The organism is Tatumella sp. UBA2305, from assembly GCF_002345795.1.
Classification (GTDB): domain Bacteria; phylum Pseudomonadota; class Gammaproteobacteria; order Enterobacterales; family Enterobacteriaceae; genus Tatumella; species Tatumella morbirosei.
On sequence record NZ_DDVT01000012.1, the window covers coordinates 1 to 24,963 of the forward strand.

Sequence of the window (24,963 nt, forward strand, 5' to 3'; positions counted from 1 at the left end):
TTTCATAGAATTCTCCTCAGTTCAGATTACGAGAAAATTCTACTTATGAACACACCGGGTTTTAGGGGGGATTACCCTGGGATCTGTGCTGAATTAAATAGCCAGGGACGGAATACCATAAAACGTGCCTGCTGCCTGACAACAGAAACTGGTTATGGGGATCCTTAACCTAAATCGGATTTATTTAAACAGGCAGTTCCCCCCAAAACTCAAGAGCCTGCAATAATTGCACCATAGATCACCGCAAGATTTTACCAGATAACCTCACCTGCATTTATCAACTGTACAAAATAACCTTTGCTAAAAAGCTCACTATAAGATTCAACATCCCGCCCTATGCCTTTTAGAATCTGTCGTTTTTATCAGCAATCAGTTCGCAGAACGACAAAACTGTTTTGACAAGCCGGGACTACCTCGTTACTATGCGCCCCGTCTTCACGACAATTCCTCTGTAGTTCAGTCGGTAGAACGGCGGACTGTTAATCCGTATGTCACTGGTTCGAGTCCAGTCAGAGGAGCCATATTAAAGAAACCAGATGTCCACAGACGTCTGGTTTTTTGCTTTTTATCCCCTGATAATCCTGTTATCTGTCACTGCAATCATCTGCTATCCCTCCCCTGCTACTAAAAAAACACCTGTAAACCGGGGCGGATAAGCTTTTACCTGCATGGTGAGGAAACCTTCAGGCGGCTCCTCAGCAACTTACAGTTCAAACCCATAGTGAGAACCATCTGGTAGTTCTACATCAAAACGCAGCTTATCGCCGGTCGCTTCGACATAGCGTTTAAGTGTGGAGAGTTTCAGGTCACGTCCCGGTTTCTCCATTACGGCTACGGTGGGTTGCCTGACGCCCAAAGCCTGCGCCATTTCCACTTGTGTTTTCTGTACTTTCTCGCGCAACCCGGCAAGATGGATATTGAGCAGAATATCTTCTGCCATCACCTGAGCACGCGCCACGACATCGGGCTTTTCATCCGCAATAATCTGTTCAAGTGTTCTGACCATCAAATGACTCTTCATCTTTTAATCTGCTCAGCCAGTGAGTAAATTCCCGGTCAGCGACCGGAAGCATCTCAGCATAAAAGCGCTTTTCATTTCCGTCCTTATTTCCGGCACAAAGCACAATGCCGTTACGGGACGGATCAAAAGCGTAAAAGGCTCGAATTGGTTCTCCGCGATGCTGAATTCGCAACTCTTTCATGTTGTTATAACGAGAGCCTCTCACCGTATCGGCATAAGGTCTGGATAGAGCAGGTCATTTTTCCCGCAGAACTAATAACATGGCAAGTACGCTGGCCCTGTCACTATCATTAAGTGAACACAACCAGTGGTCGAACCTATCCGTTGTTCCAATCTTCCACACAATGCCTCCGGAAAAATATAGAAAAAAAAACTATATAGGTGTAAAGCTATGAATGGATGATAAGACCAGTGACTAAGGATTCATTTGCTGTTACTGGAAAGCTGGAAATGTATTGCAGTATTTCGGTGAATAGCAGGCACGCTATTCACCGTTTTACGATCCGGACCGAAAAAAGTCAGGTATGAACAGAGAGGAAGCAGTCTGAACGGCAGCACAATCGGTTTTTCAAAACGATGACGGGTAACATCATGACCAGACTAAAATCAGGCGACTGCCTGCAAGCGATAAAGACCTGAGGTTGCCTGACAAAAATACAGGTGGCACAACAGGATCCGGATTTAGCTGTTTCAGGGAACCTGCATATCCGGATCACGCCAGACGTCGGGTTCAATATAGTTACTGTGCATCAGAGCGTCACCGGAGGCCTGGAGTTCATGAGTAGTACGCGCAGTAATAATAACCCACGGTGCGGTCCCAGCGTCACAGTCCCCTGGCTGGTGATAATCCGGAGTACATAACGGGCTGAGACACCAGATACCTTTAGCGGTCTGGAACTGAAAAACATCACTTATCAATATCAGGGAGAAGATGGAGAAAATTTCTCTTTCTGAACTGTCAGTAAACCCTTTGCTCAGGGAAGCCTGGTGCTGTGGATAATAAAGCAGCTAAACAACAATAAGTTACTATAATCACTTTTAATCTACATGACCACCATGCATATTTGATACTCCAGGACACCATTAGAATTGCCACTCTGACTGAGTACAAATATGAAGCCTACACTTAATCAGTTAATCAGCTTTTGTACCGTGGCTGAAACCGGGAATATTTCTAAAGCGGCTGACAGACTGAATATTTCCCAGCCTCCGCTGAGCCGGCAAATCGCTCAACTCGAATCGACGTTAGGTGCAAAATTATTTTACAGAAATGCTAATGGTGTCAGCCTGACTATTGCCGGTAAACAGTTCCTGAGTGATTCCCACGCTATCCTGGGGTTGCTGGAGCAGGCATGTAACAACATCCGCGATCTAGACTCCGGTCACAAAGGATTTGTCAGGTTAGGTGCAACGATGTACGCAAGCTATAGCGTCCTTCCGCATGTCACCATGCAGCACAGAAAAAGATACCCGGAAATCAGACTGCAGTTTCAGGAGATGATCCCGGCAGATCTAAAGGCGGCCTTATTAGATAGAAGACTGGATGTAGCAATCAGCTTCTCAGAACCCGCCAATCCGGAAATCGATTCCATGGTGCTATTGCGTGAACCGTTAATCGCGGCACTTCCGGCAGGCCATCCGTTGGCGAAAGCCAGTCATTTTAGCCTCGAATTATTAAGTGATGAGCCCTTTATCACCGTTCCACGCCAGAGTGCACCCGTACTCTATGATTCCATTCTGGAGCAATGCCTGAAGGCGGGGTTTAGCCCTCATATAGGACTGGAAGTGACGGTACAACAGACTGTGATGAATTTCGTCGCCCACGGTGCCGGGGTAGCACTGATTCCGGCAAGCATGGAAAATGGCCAGCTCAGAGGAGTAGTCTACAAATCTCTGGAAAATGCTAATCAGATTGAAAATGTGTTGATGTGGTCAGCGAAGAATAAAAACCCGTCATTACGACATTTTCTGAACCTGTGCCGCAACATTAAACAGAATACGGATGCAGCACAGAGTCCGGGGAGTAGTCGTTAATTTTTGCTGATAATAATTTCAATAAGATTGGGCTTGCCGCTGGCCAGTGCGGCTTCAACTGCCGGTGCAATATCGGCTGCACGGATAATTTTACGGGTTTCTAATCCCATAGAGGCCCCCAGTGCCTGATAATCTATCGCAGGGTTAATTAAATCCATGGCGATAAATCTGTCGGTTTGTGCGGAGGTATAATCCTCCTGAGAGCGCATGAAGTTTTTTAACACGTTGTATTCGGTGTTATTCATCACAATAAAAGTGACCGGCAATTTTTCGTAAGCCGCGGTCCAGAGTGCTTGCGGTGAGTACATTGCCGCACCATCACCGACAAAACAAACCACCGGTGCTTTTCCCAGACCCAGTGAGTAACCTACAGCAGCAGGCATCCCCCACCCCAGACCCCCGCCCCGTAAAAAAGCGTACTGATCAGCACGCTGACTATTCAGTGATTTACGCAGCGAACCGCTGGTAGCAATAGCTTCATCGACAATCTGAATATCGGGTCCAATGGCTCGGACCGCTTCAAATGCAGCCACCAGTGGGGTGATCACGGACGCAGATTGTTGCTCTGCAACCTGTTCTGACAGGGTTGCTTTGATAAACCTGAATTCACTGACTGCCAGTGCAAATCGCTGCTGATAATCTGCCCGACGATTCAGCGTGGCCTTCTCCAGTTCAGGTAACAAGACCTTTAATGATGATTTAATGTTACCCACCAGGGAAAGTTCACTGCTGTAAGTGCGTCCTAAGTCCCCGGCATCCGCTGACAGCTGGAACACTTTGCAATCATCAGGTACCGCCTGACCTTCCGTGTAAAGGATGGTAATCAGTGACTTACCACCCAGCGCAAAAATAGCATCATACCTGCCAAGTGCTTTGCTGATTTCAGTAGCTTTCGTGGACAGATTTCCCCGCCACAGGGGATGGGCAGTAGGATAGGGAATACGATTCGGCCAGGTTGAACCGTAAACATCCGCAGCAAGCAACTCAGCTAAGGCAACAACTTCATCCGCGGCTTCGCTCTGATAAATTTCATCACCTGCAATCAGCGCCACTTTTCCAGGGGTAAAGGCAGCTAATTTACTGGCTAACAATGGCAGTGAACCCGCGACCGGGTTCCGGTCAATTGTGCTCTGTGCTCCGATGCTTATGGAGCTGAGCGCTTCCATCACATCCATCGGCAGTGACAGAAAAACGGAACCTTTAGGCGCGGCATCGGCATCGTGGAACGCACGACGGACCAGTACGGGCAGTTGGTCAACATGCGTCACCTCCTGTGACCATTTCGCAAAGATTTTTCCCATCCCCACAAGATCACCCAACAATAGCGGATCGGAGGTCATATGGCGTAAATCCTGCTGACCGGCGGTCACTACTAAGGGAGTCTGTGAGCATTTCGCATTTAGCAGGTTTCCCATGCCATGACCTAATCCACCAGCGGTATGCAGATTCAGAAACCCGGGTTTCCGCGCAGCCTGCGCATAACCATCTGCCATTGCCACCGCACTGGCTTCCTGTAACGCTAACACGTAGCTGATGGCCGGTTTTCTCAGTAGTGCATCCATAAACGGGAGTTCGGTAGTGCCAGGGTTGCCGAAAACATATTCAACACCTTCGCTTTCCAAAACCTCCAACAACACATCACCACCCCGACGGGCATTTGAATCCTGAACTTTGATAAATGATTTACTCATTGCTGGTCACCCCGACTCGCTCACAGTTCACCACTGCTGATCATCACAGAATGTTAATGAAAGTCAGGAAATTCATTCCAATACTATTAATGAGATTCTTTATACCTCTAAAGGTATGCCAGAAAATCAGTTACGCCACACTGCGGTTGCGCCGGGCCGTGGCTTTCTCAATACTGCATACTGCGGCCCTGACTTCAGGTGGTCGAACAATCTGAACCTTCAGCAGAGCCAAAAATGGATGATCGCTGCTGACCCTGGCGCAGGTTACAGAATATCCCCCACATGGCCACCATAGATGTAAGGCATGCTCTGCTCATCTGCGGGTAACAGCATATGGTCCATCACATTCCTGATCACTTTAGCCCCCATAATGCCATTGACCCCGCCATTTTCGAGGATCAATACTATAGCCACTGTCGGCGATTTATACGGCGCATAAGCGGTATAGAAAATATGGTCATGCAGCCTGAGCGGGATATTTTTAGCGTTGTATATCTGATGCTCTTTCAGACTGAATACCTGTGAGGTCCCTGTTTTCGAGGCAATGCCATAAGGTGCCGTATGGAAAAAACGATAACCGGTACCATTCTTTGAATTCGCCATACCAAACATGGCATCCTGAACCAGTCCCCAGTATGGCGAGTTTTTATCGGCAATATAACCGACCTTATCATTACCGGAATAAGGAACAACCACATTACCAAATTGCTCGTTCATCATCAGATGCGGATTCAGGGCTTTACCATTATTAATCAGGGTCACCATGGCTTTTTCCATTTGTATCGGCGAAGCCAGCCAGTAACCCTGCCCTATCCCTACGGGTACTGTATCCCCCTGATACCAGGGTTGTTTATGCACTTTCATTTTCCATTCACGGCTGGGCAGCAAACCTGCATATTGCTCATTCAGGTCAATACCCGACATTTTCCCGTAGCCAAACTTGCTCAACATTTCGTGAAGGGTGTCGATACCCATCATATAAGCTACCTGATAAAAGAAAGTATCCGCCGACTCCTCAATAGCCTGCTTAAAGTTAATTGTCCCGTGCCCGGTTTTCACCCAGTCCCGATAACTTCTTTTGGTTCCGGGTAATGTCCAGGAGGGCCCGCTGTATAATGTTGTCGTCGGTTTAATGATATTTTTATACATCGCAGAAAATGCAATATAGGGTTTTACCGTCGAGGCGGGCGGATACAATCCCTGGGTCACACGATTGATCAGAGGACGATTCGGATCGTTCAGTAATGCTTTATAGGCTTTATAACTTATGCCTTTGACAAACGGATTAGGATCATAGCTGGGATTGGACACCATAGCTAAAACAGAGCCATCACGGGGATCTTCCACTATCATGGCGGCATTCTGTCCGACCAGTAACTTCTCTATATATTGCTGAAGCTTGAGATCGATAGTTAAATGAATATTTTCACCGGCAATCGCCGGCGTCTCTTTGATAACCCGAACTACACGACCATGGTTATCAACCTCAACTTCTTTGAAACCGGTTTGTCCGTGCAGTGCGTTTTCATAGTATGCCTCGATACCCTGCTTGCCGATATCTTTATCGGCTAAATAGTTTTCTGACTGACCTTCTTTATCGATTCTTTTTAAATCACTGCTATTTATTTTTGACACAAAGCCAATGACATGAGCTAAATCTGCCCCATAGATATAATGACGATAACGGCTGGTGGATATTGACACCCCGGGATATTTAAATTCATCAACAGAAAACTTAGCGATATCTACGTCACTTAATCCTTCTCTCAGGGTAAAATACTTAAATTTACTGGCAACAGAGATTTCTTTTAGTTTTTCATTAATATCATCCTGAGAATCGCCAATATCACTTAAAACCCCCGAAACTGTCGCTTTAAGATGTTCAACTTTATAGGGCATGATATCTAAATCATAAGACTTAATATTCTCAACCAGAGGAATGCCATTACGGTCATAGATAATCCCGCGCACCGGCTCGATGGGAATTAATCTTATATAGTTATCTGCAGATCGCAGCTTATACTCATTATAGTCATCAATCTGTAGATGGTATAAATTTACCACTAATGCAGTGAATCCGGCAGCAACAATAAGAAAAGACATAATTGCCCGTTTAAAAAACAACACCTCTTCTTTCTTGTAATCACGAAATAACATAGTATCTCTTTTACTTTCTGTTCAAAAACACGCCAAAAAAAATATTTAACAGAGCAATTTCTACTACGTTATCACAGGGATGTATCGTGGCAGAATAAATGTGTCGATAAACATGAGTAAACACATCCATTACCGGGCCTGTCTGCGAACGTAAACCCTGAGTAAAATCAGTCTAATTCCAGCTTTACTGCATGCTACCAGAAATACTATGACAGAAACGTAACAATTAAATACAATACGTTATCCGGAATGAGAGGTAATGAAAACAAAGAAATAAGTTATCTTACCAAAGAAGTGTTCGTCAGGTAAATACTAATAGTGGCATATCTGTAATAACTTAACATTTAAACAAATCATCATCTCATCACATTCAAAAAAATATGAACCAGCAATAACCACACCCAGTCAACTTAAAATAAAAAACAAATGATAAATATATCACGAATAAGCACTTAAATTTTCTTAGCACAAGCCAGAAAACTCACTTTTAAAATAATATAAATATACTTATAAATAATTTCACCTGCCAGAAATCGCGTTAAGGATTTCACAGCACATAAGCTTTACAGACCGTTCGATTTTTAATTGACAACCACCAAAAACCACACGACAGGCTTTACTTTATAAATTAAAGAAAAGTTAATTGATTTTATTTATTTTACAGAATGTACACTCGTAAGATTCAATGACTTTTTAGTCTGCGGGCAACCTCTCAACATTCATTTTCTTAATACCACGGACTTAACCTGAATCAGCCACCGTAGTCATTGAAATAACTGATACCACTGCCAGGAGAGCACGATGTTGCCTAAGCACAAAGTTAAGATCAAAGCCACGATTGTCGCCAGTCTTTTTATTGTTATTCCACTTCACGCCGAAGCACTGAAACAAATCAGCCTGGACTACGCCTATTACTCCCCGGAAAGTCTGGTGATAAAGAAGAATCACTGGCTCGAAGATGATTTTAATAAAAGCCATACCAGCGTTAAATGGGTACTGTCACGCAGCTCTAATAACTCCCTTGAGTTCCTGAATAGTAGTGCGACTGATTTTGCATTGACCTCAAGTATTTCGGCTTTTGTCAGCAGAGCCATCGGCCAGCCTGTTAAAGCCATCTACAGCTATCTGTGGTATGTTCCGGGTCTTATCCTGGTACAGAAAAATGCCCCTTATACTTCATTACAGGAATTGAAAGGGAAGAAAATCGCAGCAACCAAAGGGACCGATCCTTACTTCTTTTTATTGCGTGCACTCAGTAGCAGCCACATTAACGTTAAAGACGTCAATATCGTCCATCTTCATCATCCTGAAGGCCGGGCAGCGCTTGAGCAAGGCCGGGTGGATGCCTGGGCTGGATCCTTTTATGGCAGCGGGCCAGCTAGCCGGCGATAAAATCCTGTATGAAAATAAGAACTTCGGTGTTGCCTCTTTTTAAATACCCGGAAAAATTTTCTGCATGATCACCCTGAGGCCGTTGCTACCGTCATTAAGGCCTACGATCGGGCTCGTCGGTGGATTATCGCTAATCCACAGCAAGCGGTTCAACTGATTGCTGCCGAAACACAATTACCGGAACCGGTGATCAGCCTGCAACTCAGTCGCTATGATTGAACCAAACCTATTCCAGGTCAGGCAGCATTAGAGGCTAGTAAACCTGTGCTCCCTCTGCTGCTTTCAGACAATATTTTACGCCACGGTGCCACTACCGAACAAACACTGAATACATTGATCGACAGTTCGCTGGCAACTCCTGTTGGTTCCGGCATTTTCCAAATTGCACGGATAAAATCTAAGCCATATCAAACAACGACGTATTCACGGAATATGCACAACAAACACAGCACAAGCGAGTCACCAGCCTGATGCATCACTGCAAGCGTGCTCATACTCACACTCTGAAGTCTGTTACCTGGTCTTTTATTAATGCTTCCTTATTTGCCCTGAGTTAATCCGGCCATTGATTAAATACCGTCACCATCATTAAATTTATTTTGTCTGGCTTGTGCCTGACGCACGTTACTGTCCGGGGGAACATCATGGGTTAACCAGATATTTCCGCCGATACTGGAACGGGCACCGATAGTTATTCGTCCCAACAGCGTAGCGCCGGCATAAATCACCACATCATCTTCAATCACCGGATGGCGCGGATAATTCTTTTTCAGTTGTCCGTCATCATCAGTTAAAAAGCGTTTAGCCCCGAGAGTTACCGCCTGATATAAACGAACCCGTTTACCGATAACTGCGGTTTCTCCAATCACTACTCCGGTCCCGTGATCGATAAAAAAGCCACTGTCGATCTGTGCGCCAGGATGAATATCAATCCCGGTTTCGCCGTGTGCCTTTTCCGTGATAATCCGGGCCAGCAGCGTCAGACCAAGATCATAGAGTTCATGGGCCAGTCGGTAATGGATCACGGCATGGATACCGGGATAGCAAAGCAGTATTTCATCCAGGCTCCGGGCGGAGGGATCACCCTGCCAGGCCGCAAAAATATCCTTATCGATACGCTGACGGATGACCGGCAAGCGACTGGCGAATTGTCGGATACGCTGTTGCGCCACCTCCGTAATATCAGAGACGCCGATATCTTTACCGGCAGACTGATAATGTAATTCCAGCTGCGCCTCTTCGGTCAGTTTATCGAGAGAAACAGCCAGCAGATGACCGACATAAAAATCCTCACCCTCTTTTTTTATTTCAGAGGTACCGAGCCGCATTGGATATAATACTTTAAACAGAGCTTCGGTGATTTCACTGATATTTGTGCGGGAAGGTAATAAACGTTTATCCAGATATCGTCCCTGCAAATATTCCTCTCGCCATGCCTCACGCACCTTGCGTAACTCACTGACGACATCAGATAACTGCCAGTCACTGACTCCCTGCTCACTAAAATACTGTTCCTTTGGTTCCTGCATAATAACCACTCCTGCTGACCAGCACTGAATACGGATTCTGAATTACTTGTATTCATTCCCCGGCGCTAAAACAAATACTCTTTTTGGATTACTAAAGTTAAAAAAGGGAAATAGCATCAAGGCCAGAATACCGACAACGTGCTTTATCTCAACTCTATGCTCCCTGCCGACTATTTATCTGATTTTTTCACAACCGGCCATGTTCCTCGGATCTTAATAACATTTAATACTAAATGAACCATTTTTGTTCTATCCGGAAGATTCAGCGATTATCAGGATTCTGTTCACTGTTGGCATTGTTGTGGCATTTAGTGTCGGGATGACAGAGTTCCCTCGTTAAGCATAGATTCGGAAAAAACTTCAGCCTCGTAAATGAAGACATATCAATGCTGTTTTACCTGCCCGCTTCCTGCTGACTTCTTGCCAGCGCCGGGATAACCCGTTAATTTGAGTCACTTGTTTTCAGCCCTGTGGGCACGACTGACTAAAGAGGAAATATGTCACCATTATTTGTCTACGGCACCTTACGTCCGGGCCAGAGCAATGCCCATCTGCTGGAAAATATCGGCGGAGAATGGCTGGCCGGTTATGTCACCGGTAAGTTCTATGAGAGTGGCTGGGGAGCGGCGACCGGATTTCCCGGGGTGATTCTTGATGCTGCCGGCGCGCGAATTGATGGCTGGTTGTTTATCTCTGACCGGCTGGCAGATCACTGGCCAATGCTGGATGAATTCGAAGAGGGTTATGACCGGATTCTGACCCAAGTGACTACCCATGATAACCGCAAGGTCAGTGCCTGGATTTATCAGCTGCAGCCGAAGCTGGACGTAGAATAAGCTGCCGTTCCATTTGATGCTCATCTCACTCAACTTTATCAGTGAAGTAAAAATAGCTTCCGGCACCGGAATGACAATAGTGTCATTCCCCTGATGCTGAAAAGTACCTGGCCTGATAATCGCGACCCGATTTATCCCGTCAGCTGAATATTGCCCCTGCCCCGTTAATGTCGTCTGGAACCACAGCGGAGAAATAGCAACCAGAAAAAGGCACTCACCGGCTATGCATCCGGCAATCGGGAAGAGAGTTGATCATCAATAAATTGTCTGGCTGCCCGTGACAGGCTGAGACTGTCCCGGTAAGCCAGACCAATATCCCGGCTTACTGAGGGCATGGTTTCCCGGGTCGTCAGGCGGTAGGGAATATTCTGCAGGATAAGCCGCGGCAGCAGACTTATGCCAAAATTTTTTCCAACCATTGCCATCACCGCATAATCATCCCATAAGGTATACCGAACCTGAGGCCTTAAATGATGTTGGCGGAAAATCTCCGATATTTCGTCATTATTGCCCTTTTCCAGTAACAAAAACGGATAGTCACACAGCGCCTGTAAAGGCACTGCCTCCCTGTCAGCCAGCGGATGATCCTGCGGCATCACCACCAGATAATCGTCACGTTTTAGAAACAAGGTTTCCAGTGGCTGCCTTGCGGGTAAACGGGTGAATCCGCAATCCACACTGCCCTCAATTATCCATTGTTCTATTTCGTGGTAATCCCCCGGCACCAGTTCAAAATGAATATCCGGATAACGGGTGCGGAAACGACTCAGCATTTCCGGTAACCAGTGAACCGCGACACTGGAAAAAGTCCCTATCCTGACAGTACCTGACTGCAAACCGTTTATTGCATCGACCTCCATCTGTAATCTCTGGTATTCCTCATACACGCGCCTTGCAAAAGGTAGCAGGTGACTACCCTCTGCCGTCAGACTCACGCCGCTGCGACTTCTTTCAAACAGCGAGATTCCCCACTCATTTTCCAGATCATTAATCATCCGGCTGATACCTGACTGGGAATAGAAAATCTTTTCTGCCGCCCGGGTAAAACTGCCATGTTCCACTACGCTGAGAAAAGCTTTGTACTTTTGAATGTTCTTATCCATCATCTTTCAGCCATCCGGTTTACTCATGCCAAGCATGCTAAACTCTCGCTTTTGTAATCACAAGTCTGCTGCCAGAATGGTTTCCATCCGCCTGACTGTGATGCTGCTTCTGTTTGCAGGGTTTTATAAATATGGAGCCTTACACCCACCGTCAGCTATTTCATAAAAGAACCAATCAACATCATTACCGGCCCGGAGGCGTTTCGCCCTGAAACCGGCAACGGGAGAGAAAAGAATGCCTGAGAGAAAACATCCGCTGACAGCCCAGGCCGGCACAGCATTGTTTGTATTGCTATGGGGAAGTGCCGCGATTTTTACCCGTCTGGGCCTGAACGATGCCAGTCCACTGGCGCTGCTGATTTGCCGTTTTATTGTTGCTTTGTCGGTCCTGTTACTTATTGGCTTTTTGCGTGGCCGTTGGCTGCCGGCCAAAGGCAGCCGATGCCGTGTCGCCCTGACAGGGTTGATTTTTATCGGTGGCTATTCGGTCTGTTATTTCCGTGCTATGGCTCTTGGCATTACCCCCGGGTTGATGGCTACTTTACTGGGTATTCAGCCGATTCTGACGCTTTGCATGACCGAACGTGGGTTTACCGGAATGCGGCTGGCCGGGCTGATGATTGCTCTGAGCGGACTGGTTCTGCTGGTCTGGCGCAGTCTTTCTTCATCACACTTAGCAGCCAGCGGAATGCTGTATGCGCTGGCTGCCCTGTTGTTTATCACGACGGGGACACTGATGCAGAAGAAAATTGCTCAGCCACCGGCAGATGTTATGCCATTACAATACGCCGTCAGCCTGTTGTTATGTCTGTGCCTGACACCGCTTTCAGGATTTCAGCTGCATTTCAGCCTGCCGTTAATTATTTCAGTATTATTTCTTGGGGTACTGATATCAGTGGTGGCGCAACTGTTGTTTTACCGGCTGCTGAATACCGGCAGCCTGGTCAATGTGACCAGCCTGTTTTATCTGGTACCGGTGATTACAGCGCTACTCGACTACCTGACGTTGGGTAACCGCCTGTCTCCGGCAGCCTGTGCGGGCATGGCGGCAATATTTGCCGGTATCTGGCTGGTTTACCGGTCCGGCAACACAAGAAGCAGACCCACCGATCTGACCACTTCCCGGAATCATTCAACAGATTAACCGGGCACCGGCTTTCACCGACGGAGGATTCCACGGCTAAACTGCAGATCTGTTAGCCCTGACTATAGCCACAAAGAGTAATATAGCAGCAAAGTGGTTGCACAATCTAAGATTGTGTAACCACCAAAGATTACTGCCGCCAGACGGCGGCAGTGGCGTTATCAGAACTGATAAGAAAGACTGACAGAGAAATTACGTGGTGCGCCGTACACATAGTTGTTCAGATAGCTGTAGTAACTCCGGTCAAACAGGTTATTCACGTTAGCCTGTACCGACACCTGGCGGGTCACCTGATAACGGGCAAACAGACTGGCCAGCGGATAACTACTCTGGTAAACCCGAACCGTATTACCATCCGCCCCGGAGACATCATCAAAGATTCGGTTCTGCCAGTTAAAGCCACCGCCGACCGTCAGGGCTGGAAGCTGTGGTACATTGTAACGGGCAAACAGTTTGAACGATGTTTGCGGTTCTTCCGGGTTAAAACGACCATCAGAGTCGGTGGCGACATAACGTGTCGCACCGAACGTCATTTCAAGGTTATCGGTAACTGCACCGTTCAGCTCAAACTCCACCCCTTTACTGACCGCACCTTTGGTCGCGATATAGGCCTGTTCGCTGCTGTTATTGACAAAAACGCCGTTCTCTTCCTGACCGGCATTTTCCTGCTCGATACGGAATACCGCCAGCGTGGCGGTCAGACGACCATTCAGCCAGTCGGATTTCAGCCCGGTCTCATAACTTCTGCCGGTCACCGGTTTCAGATACTGCCCCGCACTGGTCCGGTAACTTTGGGGCAGGAAGATCGAGGTATAGCTTGCGTAGGCAGACAGCGTATCGTTAATGTCATACACCAGTCCGGCATACGGAGTAATGTTATTCTTACTCATATCACCACTGGAACCCACGGTACTCCACTGAGTGTAGCGGGCCCCGACGATCAGACTCAATGGATCAGCCAGCGAAAAACGGGCCGCGGTATATGCTGATTTCTGACGAACCACATCATCAGCATTCAGATACCAGCCCTGCCACTCTGGTTCAGGAATATTGCCGTTCCAGTGGTTGTTAAAGGCCCCGATAAAATCAGAAGAAATATCATAATCAACCAGGTCAGTGATCCCATTTTGGCTATAGGTGGCATTGTGCTGGCGGCTGTAGCTGACACCTGCCATTAACTGATGTTCGCGACCAAACAGGCTGAACGGCCCACTGGCGTAGGTATCTACTGAATTAAGCTCACGGCGACCACGGTCTAAACTTCCCCAGCCCGTCACACCTTCGCCGGTATCTTCGTCAGGGTATGTCATCAAATCCAGCAACTTATCGTTAAAGGTACTAATGGCATGGGTACCATTAATTTTAAATATCCAGCCATTATCAAAGTTATGTACCAGATCGACCAGTATCTTATGAGAATTAGTATTGTAACGAGTCCAGTCCGCCGCACTGTTAAGACTGCGGCGATAATGGGTAGAATTACCATTGCTATAGAAGTCTGGCAGACCGCCCCAGGTCGGGTTTCCGGTTTGACTGTCATGATAATCATAGGCCAGTGATGCCGTCGTGTTATCCCCCAGATCGGCATTCAGTACCCCGTAGAAGAATTTACTGGTTTTATGATAACGATCCAGCCAGCTGTCCTGATCCTGGTAGCCGGTGACAATCCTGCCACGAAGTGTGCCTGACTCATTCAGTGGGCTCTGCACGTCGGCGACATAGCGCTGATTATTCCAGCTGCCATAGCTGGCGGTAATCGAACCTTGCGGGGTTTTACTGTCGGCCTGTTTTCTGACCATATTCACCGATGCAGCTGGGTTACCGGCTCCGGTCATCAAGCCGGTCGCTCCCCGCACCACTTCGATCCGGTCGTAAATCGCGGTATCTGATGCCGCATCTCCGAAGTTCCAGGAATCGTTAACCGAGGTAGGAATTCCGTCGTAGGTGAAACTACTGATTTTAAACCCACGGGAGTAATATTCTGAGCGCTCGCTGTCATCCATATTCTGAGTAATACCGGTAGTATTAGCCAGAACATCCCCTACCGATTGCAGATCCTGATCTTTCATTCTTGCCTGAGTGATAACACTGAAGGATTGGGGAATATCACGCGGAGTCATCAGTAGTTTAGTGCCCGCCCGGGTGGTCTGCACCGTATAGTCGGTCTTTTTCGCCGTGCCAGGTGAGTTCCCCGGTGCCGCGGTCACCACTAATTCCGACGGATTATTGCCACTACTTGCGCTTGCTTTGCTGGCAGAGGACAGTTTGGCTTTCGCCTTGGCGGTATTATTGCTCGTTGCAGTATGGGGAGCGTTCGTGGTTCTGACTGTCGTATTATCGGCGGCATAACCGGCCAATGGCATAATCGCGGCCTGAACGACCAGAGCCAGTAACGATATACGAAAGTTTTTACTGCGCGCAGAAATAGCGGAAGCTCTCACAGCCCCACGGTCACTGAAAGACATTGACGATCCCCTGACAAGATTGATTTAGCGGCTTATTGTTTTATTACGCAGAAACAGAGTTTTCCGGTTCTGATGACTATTCAGCCCGCGGATAAAAATAACCCTGCGCGATGTAACGATAAACTTAATGATAATTATTGCCTTTTAGATTTACCAAAAAGTTTCATTTCAAAATATAACTATTTGTGTTTTTTTGCGTAAAATAACAAAGACTAATCCTATCTTAATGATTTTACTCAGTTTAATTTTTAAGAGTTACTTTACAGACTGCACACGCAGATTTACAACCAGAAAGTTAATGCGTATGCTTCTCATTCTTTTTTTAAATACCATCCGTTAAGGCCTGCTCAGCTACGCCTTTTATTCCCATGGAGCTAAGAATGAGATCGTTTTTCAGCCCGCGTAAAGCAGCACTTGGTGTTGCCATTATCGCTACCTTCAGTCTGACTGCGTGCCAGGCACCGGCCAAAAAAGCCGCCACTCCGGTAGTGACGGCACCTGTCAAAGCCCCGGTGGATAATGCACTGACTCAACAGGTATTAGGTGATGGTTTATATGAAATGGCCTGGTCATCTTCTGCCGGTGATATATACGTGGCGAGTGCTCAGAGTTTTAAAAACGTGAATGGTGGCATGCTGTACCGCCTTGACCCACGGACTCTGAAGACAGTTGGCGAAACCCATACTGACCTGAAAAACTTCGGTATGACCACCGATGCCAGCGGCGAAATTATTTATGCGACCAACAGCCTGGATGGCGGAGTCTCTAAAATTGACGCAAAAACCGGGAAAGTACTGCAACGCCTGATGTTCCCGGGTAAAAAAGACAAAGATGGCGATGCGGTTGGCGCACGTGAAATTTTTGAGCACGGCAACGAACTCTATGTCGGACGCGTGGCTGATCCCGGCTTTATTTCCGTGGTCGATACTAAAACCTTCCGTCTGAAAACGACCATCAAAAATGCCGGTAAGTGGGTTACCGGAATTATCTATTCCCCGGCCACTGACCGTATTTACGCCTCTAACGGCGGCGGTGAAATCCTGGTCATTAACCCGCACACCCATAAAATCGAAAAACGCTGGACTCCGGCGGATGGCAAAGAATATCTGTTCCTGAATATGGCGGAAGATCCCTCGACCGGGCGCCTGTTTGTGACTGATGACTCCAAAGCCAAAACCACGCTGGTCTTTGATGAACATACCGGTAAAGTGATTAAACGTATCGACGGCGATGCGCTGGGTATTAAGTTTAATCCGACACGCAACGAGATTTATATCAGTCAGCGTGGGTCGAAAAAAGTACTGGTACTGGACGCCACGACTTATGCGGTGAAACACAGTTGGTCCTTCGCGACTCATCCAAACAGCCTGCTGGTCTCTCCGGACGGCCAGACGTTGTACGTAACGCTGAAGCAGGATTTCAACAAAGATATGTCGACCAAAGGACCTGACAGTGTGGTTCGTATCGATCTGAAATAACGCTAACCGATCCGCAAGCGCTTGCGATTTCAGGTTAACTTTTTTTATGATTTATCAGAGGGCTGAGGTTACTCAGTCCTTTTTTCTGCCTGTACCTGCCATGGTAATTTCGGTAAGTGCAATCCTCTCCCTTCCTGTTTAAGCATATTTACAAAACAGACAGTAAATTTAAAACCAGGCTACAAAAATGTGACATGCCGCACTGCCAGCCTTCTGTTATCAGAATGATAATAATTTCTTATAATTTTACCTGCACCTGTCAGCATCCTGACCCGCGTAAATGCTGACATTTTTTGTTTTCGAACGGAAATAGGAAGGATTTTAATTATGCCATTTTCAACGATTAATCCCTACACCGGTGAAACCTTAAAACAATTTAAAGATGCAACTGACAGCGAAATTGCGGCGGCTATCAGCCGTGCAGACCAGACATTTTCCCATTGGCGGCAGTTAACCATCGCTCAACGTACCGTGGTACTGCAAAAAGCAGCCGATATTTTGCGGGACAAAACGCAATATTTTGCAGAAATTATCACGCTGGAAATGGGAAAAATTATCGGTGAAGCCAGGGCAGAAGTAGAATTATCTGCCAGTATTCTTGAATACTACGTTAATAATGCCGAAAAATTACTGGCTGATGAACCTCTGCCTGTCACGGATCCACAGGAAGGTAAGGCGGTGCTGGTACATGAACCTCTTGGCGTGATTCTGGCCATTGAGCCGTGGAATTTCCCGTTCTATCAGATTGCCCGTATCCTGGCCCCGCAACTGGCGGCCGGGAATACCTTGTTACTGAAACATGCCTCGAATGTTCCGCAATGCGCTCAGGCTTTTGAACAGTTAATGCGGGATGCCGGGCTCCCTGAAGGTGGCTTTACCAACCTGTTCCTGCCTCATGACAAGATAGAGACTGTACTTAAAGATCCACGGGTTCATGGTGTGGCATTAACGGGTTCAGAAGCCGCCGGTGCCAGTGTAGCGGCCATTGCCGGAAAATATCTAAAAAAATCGACCCTTGAGCTGGGGGGTGCCGATGCGTTTGTGGTACTGGCGGATGCTGAATTAGACAAAACCGTCGACTGGGCAGTCTTCGGCCGGCACTGGAACGCCGGCCAGGTATGTGTTTCGTCAAAAAGGATGATCATTCATGAAAAAATCTATGATGCGTTTCTGGAGAAATATACCGCTGCCGTGGCTAAACTGAAAGCCGGTGATCCGATGGACAGCCAGACGCAACTGGCCCCCCTCTCTTCTCAGCGTGCTGCCGATAACCTGAAAACTCAACTCGCTAAGGCGATTGAACATGGTGCTACCGCCGTTGAAGTGGGGGAAAAAGTTCCCACCAAAGGGGCTTTTGTACAGCCAACGATTCTGACCAATGTTACCCCCGATAATCCGGCATATTACGAAGAGTTTTTCGGCCCGGTATCTATGATTATCAAAGCCAAAGACGATGAAGACGCCATCCGGATAGCCAATGACAGTCACTTTGGGCTGGGAGGTTCGGTATTTACCGCTAATCCGGACTATGGTTATCAACTGGCGAAAAAAATCATCACCGGAATGGTGTTTGTTAATCACCCGACCATGGTGAAAGCTGACCTGCCGTTTGGCGGGGTAAAACGTTCAGGCTATGGGCGTGAATTGCTGGGCCTGGGGCTGAAAGAGTTTGTCAACCATAAACTGATCGATATCGTCGATATCAATGCCCCATTCTGACAATGATTCCGGTTTATCGACTCCCCCGGTGAAAGCCGGGGATCACCCTCCGTTATCATCAATTGCGTGAATTACCGGCAGTTTTCTGCTTTTTTTGAAGCGGTTGTATCTTTTATCATCAGTCGGTGCGTCAGGGGGTAAAACTGTTTTGACAAGCCAGCGTCAGCCCGTTACTATGCGCCCCGTATCCAAGACAATTCCTCTGTAGTTCAGTCGGTAGAACGGCGGACTGTTAATCCGTATGTCACTGGTTCGAGTCCAGTCAGAGGAGCCATTTTAGAGAAGCCCGCTTAAGGAAACTTAAGCGGGTTTTTTGTTATTAATCACCTGGCCCTGCAATTAACCCATATGCCGACATAGCTCGCTCCATCTGTTTATCGGTGTGGCGAACGGCGTATTGCCCAACAAACAGAAATTAATTTCAGCCCCATTTCCCCTGACGGTACAGTCATCAGCGGTATCCGCTATTCATCACATGGAATAAAAATGCGCATGCCGTAGATTGTGCCATTGCCCGGACAGGCCACCAGCTAAAGTAAGAAACGTTAAACTCCGTCAATAAGGAAATCTATTGCAGCCTTTACCTGAGAACGGTACTGCGAAGCATCACAAAACACCGCACCAAGGGACTGGACAGGGATACTTGCCAGCTCGTGGGTCATTACGGCGTATTCTTTGCCGTCCGTCAGCCTGACGACGGGGACAAGGCGATCCGGTCGGCGGCCTGCCGGATACTTTTCAATCGGGAGCAATGGGATCACTATCCGACGATTCAATTGTCCAATAATATCGCTCGTGACATCGAGCAAAAGCGGGTAAACGACGCTTTTCCCGGTATTACCGTATACAGTGAATTGCATGGTTAAAACGTCCTGTATTCATCGCTGAAACAACCCTGCTCATCATGAAAACGATTTAGTGCTGCGAGAGCCTCCCTGTTTTCTTCTTGCCATTTTTTCGCTTCATGATAGCGAAGCTCTGCATCCAGGGCGGTTGTCAGGGTAGCACTCAGATTAATGCCCGCTTCACGCGCTCTTACCAGTAAGGCACGCTCTACTGTCATGGTCACGCTCTGCGTGTTGCGTTGTTTCGCGGTCATGGTTTCTCTCCTGTATGAAATACGTGCGCATTACACGGAACAATACACTTATTGTAACACCAAAAACAGGCTCTGCTACCGTTGCAGTCCTGCAAACTTCACAGTCAGTCGTCATACCTGAGCCGTCGTTTACAGCAATCACCTATGTATAAACGCCGTTTGCGGGATGCCCGGCTCTTTGCCGCCCGCACCCGCAGCCTGCGCCTGTTTGTAGGTCATCCAGCACTAATTACTGAATCACTGTTCTGACGCATTGCAACACAACAACATGATATTCATTCCGCTGTAAGCTGCGCCGGTGTCGTAATTGGCAGGTAATCCAGACATCCCCGCAACACGCTTCCACGGACACGCCCAGGGCTTAACGCCTGCTTCAAGTGCTGCAATGATATTGTCGGTAACGGTCTGATAAATATCCGTTCTGGTTTTAGAAAATTTTGTTTTTGAGGAGCCAGACATAGCGCCCCTTGCTCCGCAGCGGTGAAATCGGTTTGGGGTTAAATAGAGGTATTCACTCAGACCTTCTTTGGCAGTATGACCTTCTCCCCTAAATTTTACTCAATTAGTCACGAATCCACTATTGGTGGGTAAGATCACTTGCATATCGCGAATGTAAAATGTGATGAATGTCAATAAGATGTATAATGTGTCCGGCAGTTGATAAAACAGTCCCCCGATAAAGAAAAAAGTCGTACTATCGCTGACAGAAGCAAGAAAATTCAGGCGCAGTTTTCCTTTCTGCTGAAATTTTTGGGCTATTCAATACGAAGCATTTTGCAACTATGAATTCAACCTTCTATCTTGAACGTAATTTTACACACGATGGCAAGACGTACACTGAGACAGAGTTGTTGGCTGAATCAACGCACATTGTTGTGTTAGCAGAACCCGGCGGCGGGAAAACAGAGCTGATGAAAAGTATCGCTCTGAAACTTAACACCCCTGTCTTAAATGCCAGCGTTTTTGCTTATGTTGGCGCAAATAAAGAAAATAGCTCACTGATAATTGATGCCGTTGATGAAGTCGCCAGAATCGATCAATCTGGTATCCATAAACTCCTTGCGCACGCCAGAACTGATCTCTTCCCTTTGTTCAGTCCCGGTGTAAAGTGGAACTTCCATCTTATTCAACGAGTTATATTAAAATAATATCGATATTTTTATTTCAGGCTCGCGTAGTGAAGATGCTTCCCTCAGGTGAAATCATTTCGGTTCAATGATGGGGCCGTCAGATAACCCTTAACGATACAGAAACAGAGCCAGTTATCTTTATGGTGAAACAGATACCGTGGCGGTCATACCCGCGACCAGCTCAATACCTTGCGGTAATTTGTCTATATGAATCCTGACCGGGATACGCTGCGCGAGTCGCACCCAGCTGAATGTAGGCTCGACATTCGGCAGTCCCAGTCCCCCGGCCTCGTCATTATTATCATCGATTCCGCGTCCGATACTCTCCACATGACCCGTGATTACTGGCTGAAATCCCATCAACGAAATCTGTGCACTATCTCCTGTGCGAATATGGCGCAACTTTGTCTCTTCAAAATAGCCAACCACCCAAAAACTATCGGCATCGATAATCGCGACATTAGTGTCTCCCGCGGTAGCATAATCGCCGGGGCGAAGCCATAAATGGGTGACATAGCCGGCCACCGGAGACCGGACAATAGCATGGGATAAATTAAGCTTTGCAAGATCCAGTGCTGCCAGTGATGCCTGGTAATTGGCTGCAGCAACGCTGGCGGCACTGGAAGTTTGCTGTAAATCTTCGCTGGAAATCACCCCTTTAATCTGAGAACGGCGTCGCGCCGCATCCTGACGCATCAGCATTTCATGACGTTTAGCCTCAACATCTGCCTGTGCACTCACCACTGCCAGGCTTAACCAGTGCGGATCGATGGAATAGAGCACATCGCCCCGGTTAACCCACTGATTATCGTGGACGGTCACATTAACCACCGGTCCGGAGACATCAGGTGCTATTTGTACCACATCAGCACGAACCCGGCCATCGCGTGTCCATGGCGTTTGCGCATAATGTTTCCAGAGAATAAACGCCAACAGTCCGGCTACCGCTACAGCGCTAAGTGTCAAAACATAGCGGCCCGTTAGAGAAAGTAATGATTTCATTTAAATATCCCCGGGGAGTTCAGCCCCTGCAACAGCAGGTAAAACATAATCATCATCACGCAAATGTCGATGACTGGTCGAAAAGGCAGGCGTTGGTAACTCTTACTGAGCGAGAAAAACTGAATAAGTAGACGAGTACAGATAAGCGCGACAAGGGCTGTGATCAGCAGACCAGGCACAAAAACCCCTGCAAAATTGAAATCATTAATCATTCGCAATCCCCGGGTTCTGTACGCTCAACGCACAGTACAGGTCAACCAACTGCCCGATATCTTCCCGGGATAATTCATCTGCCAGGGTCAGGCTGCGTTCAGTCAGTCTGGCGATACGTTGAAGTAAGGGGACTGTTTCAGTCGCGTATGTCATAAGAGTGAGTATTTCGGTAACTTCCTGGTTGGCATGTGCATCTGACTGGCGTAATCGCATGACACACAGGCCTTTACGCAGGGTATGCAATAACTGATTTAGCGCCCCCGCCGACTGACTGCTGCGCTGTAATCGGGGCAGTATCAACGCTGCCCTGTCAATCATCAGGTTAGTCCACAGGGTTTCATCTGAATTCAGCACACCTTTTATGCTGCGGTTAATGTCTCGCTGGCATAATGCCAGCAACCTTTTTATCGACTTGTCTGCCTGCAGAGTTTGAAGCAGGCTCATGCCGAACACCGCAAAACCGGTCGCTAAAAATAGTGCGATTGCAGTATTCACCGCCCCGGCAAAATCACCGCTATAATGAGCACCCAGTTCGCACAGGATAGGCAGCGTGAGCGTGATTCCCATCGCCATAAACGTGGTGGGCGGTCTGGCCTGAAGTGATCCGGCCAGCAGATATACCGGAGCTAATACCGCGACCAGCACAATAAAATCACTGACTTGTGGCAGCAGAGCGAAGCTGTAGACCATGCTTATCACGACTCCCCACAAGGAGCCGATAATGTATTTCACAATATGTGGGGCCGGTGTATCAAAGCTGCCAAACAAGGTGCAACAGACACCAAGGATAGAAACTGCCGTTCCGCCATCTGGCCATGCCGTATAAATCCACAGCAGACAACCACTCAAAATGATAATGAATGCCCCCAGTGCAGTGCGGGCAGCAGTGAGAGGGTCGCGATGGAATACATAGCCTCTTACGCTGGTGTTATCCCGGAGGTCAGGCGTCTGCTGAGCGAGATGAATCCCCCTGGTAAGACGATAACACTGCTGTATGAGAACAATGGCCTCGGTAAGGTAGCGTAGAAGACTCACCTGCAGCGCTTCTTCAAACGTCAGCTGATTGACGACATAATGCTGCAGTAATTTTTCACTTCGACTTTCAAGCGCTTCGCCCCTGTGTTTAAAGTGGCTTTCATCCTTACTGTTTAGCCAGAGAGAAACGTCACTCAGCAACTTCCGCACATCACCGGGTACCTTCTCAGTCAACGCGACACGATCACGCAACTCACAGTTAACGATAACTAACCTCGCAAGTTTATCGTGAAGCCCTTTTCTGGCATTTTTGGCCGGAACAGACAGCGAAAAATCGTAAGGAATGTGATGACTGATGCCCTGCAGGAACTGCAACGCCAGTGCCATATGTAAAGGCGAAGAAACAGCATCGGTTTTACCTGCCAAAGTATCCGCGATACTCTGCCTTGCCGTGATTAGCGTCTGCAACAATCTACTGTTGAACTGCCCTGTGAGACGCGCAGGCAATACATAACGATGAATCAGTGCTGCACACAGGATACCAATCATGATTTCCTGCACCCGAATGATGGCCACGTTAAAGATAGCACCAGGATCGGAGACCTCAGGGAAACCAATCAGGCTTGCAGTATAACCGGCAAGAACAAAACCATAAGCACGGGGTGTTCGTTCCAGTAAGGACAAATAAAGGCAGAATGTGATCCAGCCCGTCAGTATCACGCTGCAAAGTATGGGGGAATTAACGAAAGTTGGCACGATGAATACCGTCATACCCGCGCCAGCGACAGTTCCCACCAGCCGATACACACTTCTGCTCAGCGATGCCCCGACAGAGGTTTGCGAAACAATATATACGGTGATAATTGCCCAGGACGGCCGATCGAGGCCAATTGACAGTGCAATGTAGTATGCGAGCATCGCTGCGATAAAACTCTTTACAGAAAAGAGTAGCGCATTCGAATCATTCAATAGCGAAGGCGAGACCCTGCCACGCAGCGGATGGCGTAACGTATTTAAAAAATGAAAGTAAGTAGCATTGATTTTTCTCATGCCGGGAATTATTACCGGCTTGTATATCCACTTAAATACTCTATTCTGTCAAAAAATACCTAAATGTTGCCAATCCTATGTTACCGCCACTCGCCAATACACTGTTTGATCCGGATTCTACCTCTAACGCCGCAGTCGCGCGGCATCTGGATTTCGTCGATTATGCCGCTGAAGTGCCGGTGCATACGCACCGCAAAGGACAATTGATTATTGCGCTCTATGGGGCGGTGATTTGTCGCGCCGAAAATGATATCTGGATCGTGCCGCCGGATTGTGCCGTCTGGATCCCGGGCGGAGTGCCACACAGCGCCAAAGCGACCTGGAACGCACACCTTAACTATCTGTTTATCGAGCCCGGAGCTGCAGCGCTGCCGGAGCGATGCTGCACGCTGGCTATTTCCGGTCTGATCAAGGAACTCGTTGCCCGTTTAACCCATGAAGGCCTGGAATACTCACCGGAAAGCCATATTGCCAGACTGATCAGGGTGACACTTGATGAGTTAGCCACTATGCCGCAACAGAAACTCAGTCTGCCGGTATCGTCGAACCCTAAAATCCGTGCCATGGCCGATGCGATGGTCAGTCAGCCTGACGATCGAAGCACTTTTAAAACGTGGGCAAAAAGGCTGGCAATGAGTGAACGGTCTCTCGCAAGACTAATGTTGCGCGAAACCGGGTTGACGTTCGGACGCTGGCGCCAGCAACTGCAACTGATTATCGCGCTTCGGGAACTGGCAAGCGGCGTGTCGGTCCAGAATGTGGCCGCAAATCTCGGATATGAATCGGTGAATGCCTTTATCACCATGTTCAAAAAGGCAATGGGCAGTACTCCTGCGCACTACTTTACTGAGCGGAAAATAAGTTCAACTCAGGCCTGAACCTGTCATCATCAGTTTAATCAATGAGCCTGCCGGGTTATACACTT

19 protein-coding genes, 2 tRNA genes and 2 pseudogenes are annotated in these 24,963 nt (G+C 47.7%); 10 read left to right on the forward strand and 13 right to left on the reverse strand.

The window, feature by feature from the left end; all coding sequences use genetic code 11:
- The first annotated feature begins 445 nt into the window (after positions 1–445).
- A tRNA-Asn gene (locus B3Z23_RS05070) sits at positions 446–521 on the forward strand.
- A gap of 182 nt (positions 522–703) precedes the next feature.
- Here the strand turns inward: B3Z23_RS05070 and B3Z23_RS05075 are convergent.
- Both B3Z23_RS05075 and B3Z23_RS05080 read right to left on the reverse strand, forming a co-directional pair.
- Positions 704–1,006 (reverse strand): helix-turn-helix domain-containing protein, encoded by a 303-nt coding sequence (locus tag B3Z23_RS05075; RefSeq protein ID WP_294902581.1) that lies wholly within the window; start codon positions 1,004–1,006, stop codon positions 704–706.
- Positions 990–1,364, reverse strand: a pseudogene (locus tag B3Z23_RS05080) (type II toxin-antitoxin system RelE/ParE family toxin). Before B3Z23_RS05080 ends, B3Z23_RS05075 begins: the two are co-directional and overlap by 17 nt.
- A 770-nt stretch (positions 1,365–2,134) precedes the next feature.
- On the opposite strand from B3Z23_RS05080, the gene B3Z23_RS05085 reads away from it, so the two are divergent.
- A complete protein-coding gene (locus B3Z23_RS05085; RefSeq protein ID WP_294902585.1) occupies positions 2,135–3,055 on the forward strand; it encodes a LysR family transcriptional regulator in 921 nt (306 codons plus the stop codon).
- Here the strand turns inward: B3Z23_RS05085 and B3Z23_RS05090 are convergent.
- Both B3Z23_RS05090 and mrdA read right to left on the reverse strand, forming a co-directional pair.
- A complete protein-coding gene (locus B3Z23_RS05090) occupies positions 3,052–4,746 on the reverse strand; it encodes a thiamine pyrophosphate-binding protein (RefSeq protein WP_294902587.1) in 1,695 nt (564 codons plus the stop codon). The genes B3Z23_RS05085 and B3Z23_RS05090 overlap by 4 nt on opposite strands.
- Positions 4,747–5,010: 264 nt before the next feature.
- Positions 5,011–6,903 (reverse strand): penicillin-binding protein 2, encoded by a 1,893-nt coding sequence (gene mrdA / locus B3Z23_RS05095; RefSeq protein WP_294902589.1) that lies wholly within the window; start codon positions 6,901–6,903, stop codon positions 5,011–5,013.
- A gap of 801 nt (positions 6,904–7,704) precedes the next feature.
- Between mrdA and B3Z23_RS05100 the strand changes: the two genes are divergently transcribed.
- Positions 7,705–8,295, forward strand: coding sequence for an ABC transporter substrate-binding protein (locus tag B3Z23_RS05100; protein ID WP_294902592.1), 591 nt, complete (start codon positions 7,705–7,707; stop codon positions 8,293–8,295).
- Between the two features lie 569 nt (positions 8,296–8,864).
- On the opposite strand, the gene epsC is transcribed toward B3Z23_RS05100, so the two are convergent.
- Positions 8,865–9,824: a serine O-acetyltransferase EpsC gene (epsC, locus tag B3Z23_RS05105; protein ID WP_294902595.1), complete on the reverse strand. Its 960-nt coding sequence runs from the start codon at positions 9,822–9,824 to the stop codon at positions 8,865–8,867.
- 497 nt (positions 9,825–10,321) lie between these two features.
- Here epsC and B3Z23_RS05110 point away from each other — a divergent pair, with 497 nt between their 5' ends.
- On the forward strand, positions 10,322–10,660 hold the full coding sequence (locus B3Z23_RS05110; RefSeq protein ID WP_294902598.1) for a gamma-glutamylcyclotransferase family protein: 339 nt from the start codon (positions 10,322–10,324) through the stop codon (positions 10,658–10,660).
- A gap of 221 nt (positions 10,661–10,881) precedes the next feature.
- Here the strand turns inward: B3Z23_RS05110 and B3Z23_RS05115 are convergent, their stop codons facing one another.
- Positions 10,882–11,766, reverse strand: coding sequence for a LysR family transcriptional regulator (locus B3Z23_RS05115; protein ID WP_294902601.1), 885 nt, complete (start codon positions 11,764–11,766; stop codon positions 10,882–10,884).
- A gap of 232 nt (positions 11,767–11,998) precedes the next feature.
- On the opposite strand from B3Z23_RS05115, the gene B3Z23_RS05120 reads away from it, so the two are divergent.
- On the forward strand, positions 11,999–12,907 hold the full coding sequence (locus B3Z23_RS05120) for a DMT family transporter (RefSeq protein ID WP_294902604.1): 909 nt from the start codon (positions 11,999–12,001) through the stop codon (positions 12,905–12,907).
- A 161-nt stretch (positions 12,908–13,068) separates the two neighbouring features.
- On the opposite strand, the gene fhuE is transcribed toward B3Z23_RS05120, so the two are convergent.
- A complete protein-coding gene (gene fhuE, locus B3Z23_RS05125) occupies positions 13,069–15,372 on the reverse strand; it encodes a ferric-rhodotorulic acid/ferric-coprogen receptor FhuE (protein WP_294902607.1) in 2,304 nt (767 codons plus the stop codon).
- A gap of 380 nt (positions 15,373–15,752) precedes the next feature.
- Between fhuE and B3Z23_RS05130 the strand changes: the two genes are divergently transcribed.
- The 3 genes from B3Z23_RS05130 (at position 15,753) to B3Z23_RS05140 (ending at position 18,843) form a co-directional block, all read left to right on the forward strand.
- Complete coding sequence (locus B3Z23_RS05130; protein WP_294902610.1) at positions 15,753–16,850, forward strand: YncE family protein; 1,098 nt, start codon at positions 15,753–15,755, stop codon at positions 16,848–16,850.
- A 327-nt stretch (positions 16,851–17,177) separates the two neighbouring features.
- Positions 17,178–18,569, forward strand: coding sequence for an NAD-dependent succinate-semialdehyde dehydrogenase (locus B3Z23_RS05135; protein ID WP_294902613.1), 1,392 nt, complete (start codon positions 17,178–17,180; stop codon positions 18,567–18,569).
- A 198-nt stretch (positions 18,570–18,767) separates the two neighbouring features.
- Positions 18,768–18,843, forward strand: a tRNA-Asn gene (locus tag B3Z23_RS05140).
- A 271-nt stretch (positions 18,844–19,114) separates the two neighbouring features.
- Here the strand turns inward: B3Z23_RS05140 and B3Z23_RS05145 are convergent.
- The 3 genes and pseudogenes from B3Z23_RS05145 to B3Z23_RS05155 all read right to left on the reverse strand — a co-directional run.
- On the reverse strand, positions 19,115–19,429 hold the full coding sequence (locus B3Z23_RS05145) for a CcdB family protein (RefSeq protein ID WP_294902616.1): 315 nt from the start codon (positions 19,427–19,429) through the stop codon (positions 19,115–19,117).
- A 2-nt stretch (positions 19,430–19,431) separates the two neighbouring features.
- A complete protein-coding gene (locus B3Z23_RS05150) occupies positions 19,432–19,668 on the reverse strand; it encodes a type II toxin-antitoxin system CcdA family antitoxin (RefSeq protein WP_014699357.1) in 237 nt (78 codons plus the stop codon).
- A 240-nt stretch (positions 19,669–19,908) separates the two neighbouring features.
- Positions 19,909–20,124: pseudogene (locus B3Z23_RS05155) on the reverse strand (ArdC-like ssDNA-binding domain-containing protein); the annotation flags it as partial.
- A 326-nt stretch (positions 20,125–20,450) separates the two neighbouring features.
- Between B3Z23_RS05155 and B3Z23_RS05160 the strand changes: the two are divergent.
- Positions 20,451–20,816 (forward strand): hypothetical protein, encoded by a 366-nt coding sequence (locus B3Z23_RS05160; RefSeq protein WP_294902623.1) that lies wholly within the window; start codon positions 20,451–20,453, stop codon positions 20,814–20,816.
- A 120-nt stretch (positions 20,817–20,936) separates the two neighbouring features.
- On the opposite strand, the gene B3Z23_RS05165 is transcribed toward B3Z23_RS05160, so the two are convergent.
- The 3 genes from B3Z23_RS05165 to B3Z23_RS05175 are packed head-to-tail and all read right to left on the reverse strand — an operon-like array spanning position 20,937 to position 24,038.
- Complete coding sequence (locus B3Z23_RS05165; protein WP_294902626.1) at positions 20,937–21,800, reverse strand: HlyD family secretion protein; 864 nt, start codon at positions 21,798–21,800, stop codon at positions 20,937–20,939.
- Positions 21,797–22,012 carry a DUF1656 domain-containing protein gene (locus tag B3Z23_RS05170; protein WP_294902629.1) on the reverse strand — a complete coding sequence of 72 codons (216 nt, stop codon included), beginning with the start codon at positions 22,010–22,012 and terminating at the stop codon, positions 21,797–21,799. The genes B3Z23_RS05165 and B3Z23_RS05170 overlap by 4 nt, the downstream gene beginning before the upstream one ends.
- On the reverse strand, positions 22,005–24,038 hold the full coding sequence (locus B3Z23_RS05175) for an FUSC family protein (protein ID WP_294902632.1): 2,034 nt from the start codon (positions 24,036–24,038) through the stop codon (positions 22,005–22,007). Before B3Z23_RS05175 ends, B3Z23_RS05170 begins: the two co-directional genes overlap by 8 nt.
- A 77-nt stretch (positions 24,039–24,115) precedes the next feature.
- On the opposite strand from B3Z23_RS05175, the gene B3Z23_RS05180 reads away from it, so the two are divergent.
- Positions 24,116–24,916, forward strand: coding sequence for an AraC family transcriptional regulator (locus B3Z23_RS05180; RefSeq protein WP_294902635.1), 801 nt, complete (start codon positions 24,116–24,118; stop codon positions 24,914–24,916).
- Positions 24,917–24,963: the final 47 nt, after the last annotated feature.

Coding starts and splice junctions, on each gene's coding strand:
- B3Z23_RS05100 (WP_294902592.1), top strand. CDS start 7,705: ATGTTGCCTAAGCACAAAGTTAAGATCAAAGCCACGATTGTCGCCAGT.
- epsC (WP_294902595.1), bottom strand. CDS start 9,824: ATGCAGGAACCAAAGGAACAGTATTTTAGTGAGCAGGGAGTCAGTGAC.
- B3Z23_RS05085 (WP_294902585.1), top strand. CDS start 2,135: ATGAAGCCTACACTTAATCAGTTAATCAGCTTTTGTACCGTGGCTGAA.
- fhuE (WP_294902607.1), bottom strand. CDS start 15,372: ATGTCTTTCAGTGACCGTGGGGCTGTGAGAGCTTCCGCTATTTCTGCG.
- B3Z23_RS05090 (WP_294902587.1), bottom strand. CDS start 4,746: ATGAGTAAATCATTTATCAAAGTTCAGGATTCAAATGCCCGTCGGGGT.
- B3Z23_RS05160 (WP_294902623.1), top strand. CDS start 20,451: ATGAATTCAACCTTCTATCTTGAACGTAATTTTACACACGATGGCAAG.
- B3Z23_RS05150 (WP_014699357.1), bottom strand. CDS start 19,668: ATGACCGCGAAACAACGCAACACGCAGAGCGTGACCATGACAGTAGAG.
- B3Z23_RS05135 (WP_294902613.1), top strand. CDS start 17,178: ATGCCATTTTCAACGATTAATCCCTACACCGGTGAAACCTTAAAACAA.
- B3Z23_RS05175 (WP_294902632.1), bottom strand. CDS start 24,038: ATGAGAAAAATCAATGCTACTTACTTTCATTTTTTAAATACGTTACGC.
- B3Z23_RS05165 (WP_294902626.1), bottom strand. CDS start 21,800: ATGAAATCATTACTTTCTCTAACGGGCCGCTATGTTTTGACACTTAGC.
- B3Z23_RS05120 (WP_294902604.1), top strand. CDS start 11,999: ATGCCTGAGAGAAAACATCCGCTGACAGCCCAGGCCGGCACAGCATTG.
- B3Z23_RS05115 (WP_294902601.1), bottom strand. CDS start 11,766: ATGATGGATAAGAACATTCAAAAGTACAAAGCTTTTCTCAGCGTAGTG.
- B3Z23_RS05180 (WP_294902635.1), top strand. CDS start 24,116: ATGTTACCGCCACTCGCCAATACACTGTTTGATCCGGATTCTACCTCT.
- B3Z23_RS05170 (WP_294902629.1), bottom strand. CDS start 22,012: ATGATTAATGATTTCAATTTTGCAGGGGTTTTTGTGCCTGGTCTGCTG.
- mrdA (WP_294902589.1), bottom strand. CDS start 6,903: ATGTTATTTCGTGATTACAAGAAAGAAGAGGTGTTGTTTTTTAAACGG.
- B3Z23_RS05130 (WP_294902610.1), top strand. CDS start 15,753: ATGAGATCGTTTTTCAGCCCGCGTAAAGCAGCACTTGGTGTTGCCATT.
- B3Z23_RS05075 (WP_294902581.1), bottom strand. CDS start 1,006: ATGGTCAGAACACTTGAACAGATTATTGCGGATGAAAAGCCCGATGTC.
- B3Z23_RS05110 (WP_294902598.1), top strand. CDS start 10,322: ATGTCACCATTATTTGTCTACGGCACCTTACGTCCGGGCCAGAGCAAT.
- B3Z23_RS05145 (WP_294902616.1), bottom strand. CDS start 19,429: ATGCAATTCACTGTATACGGTAATACCGGGAAAAGCGTCGTTTACCCG.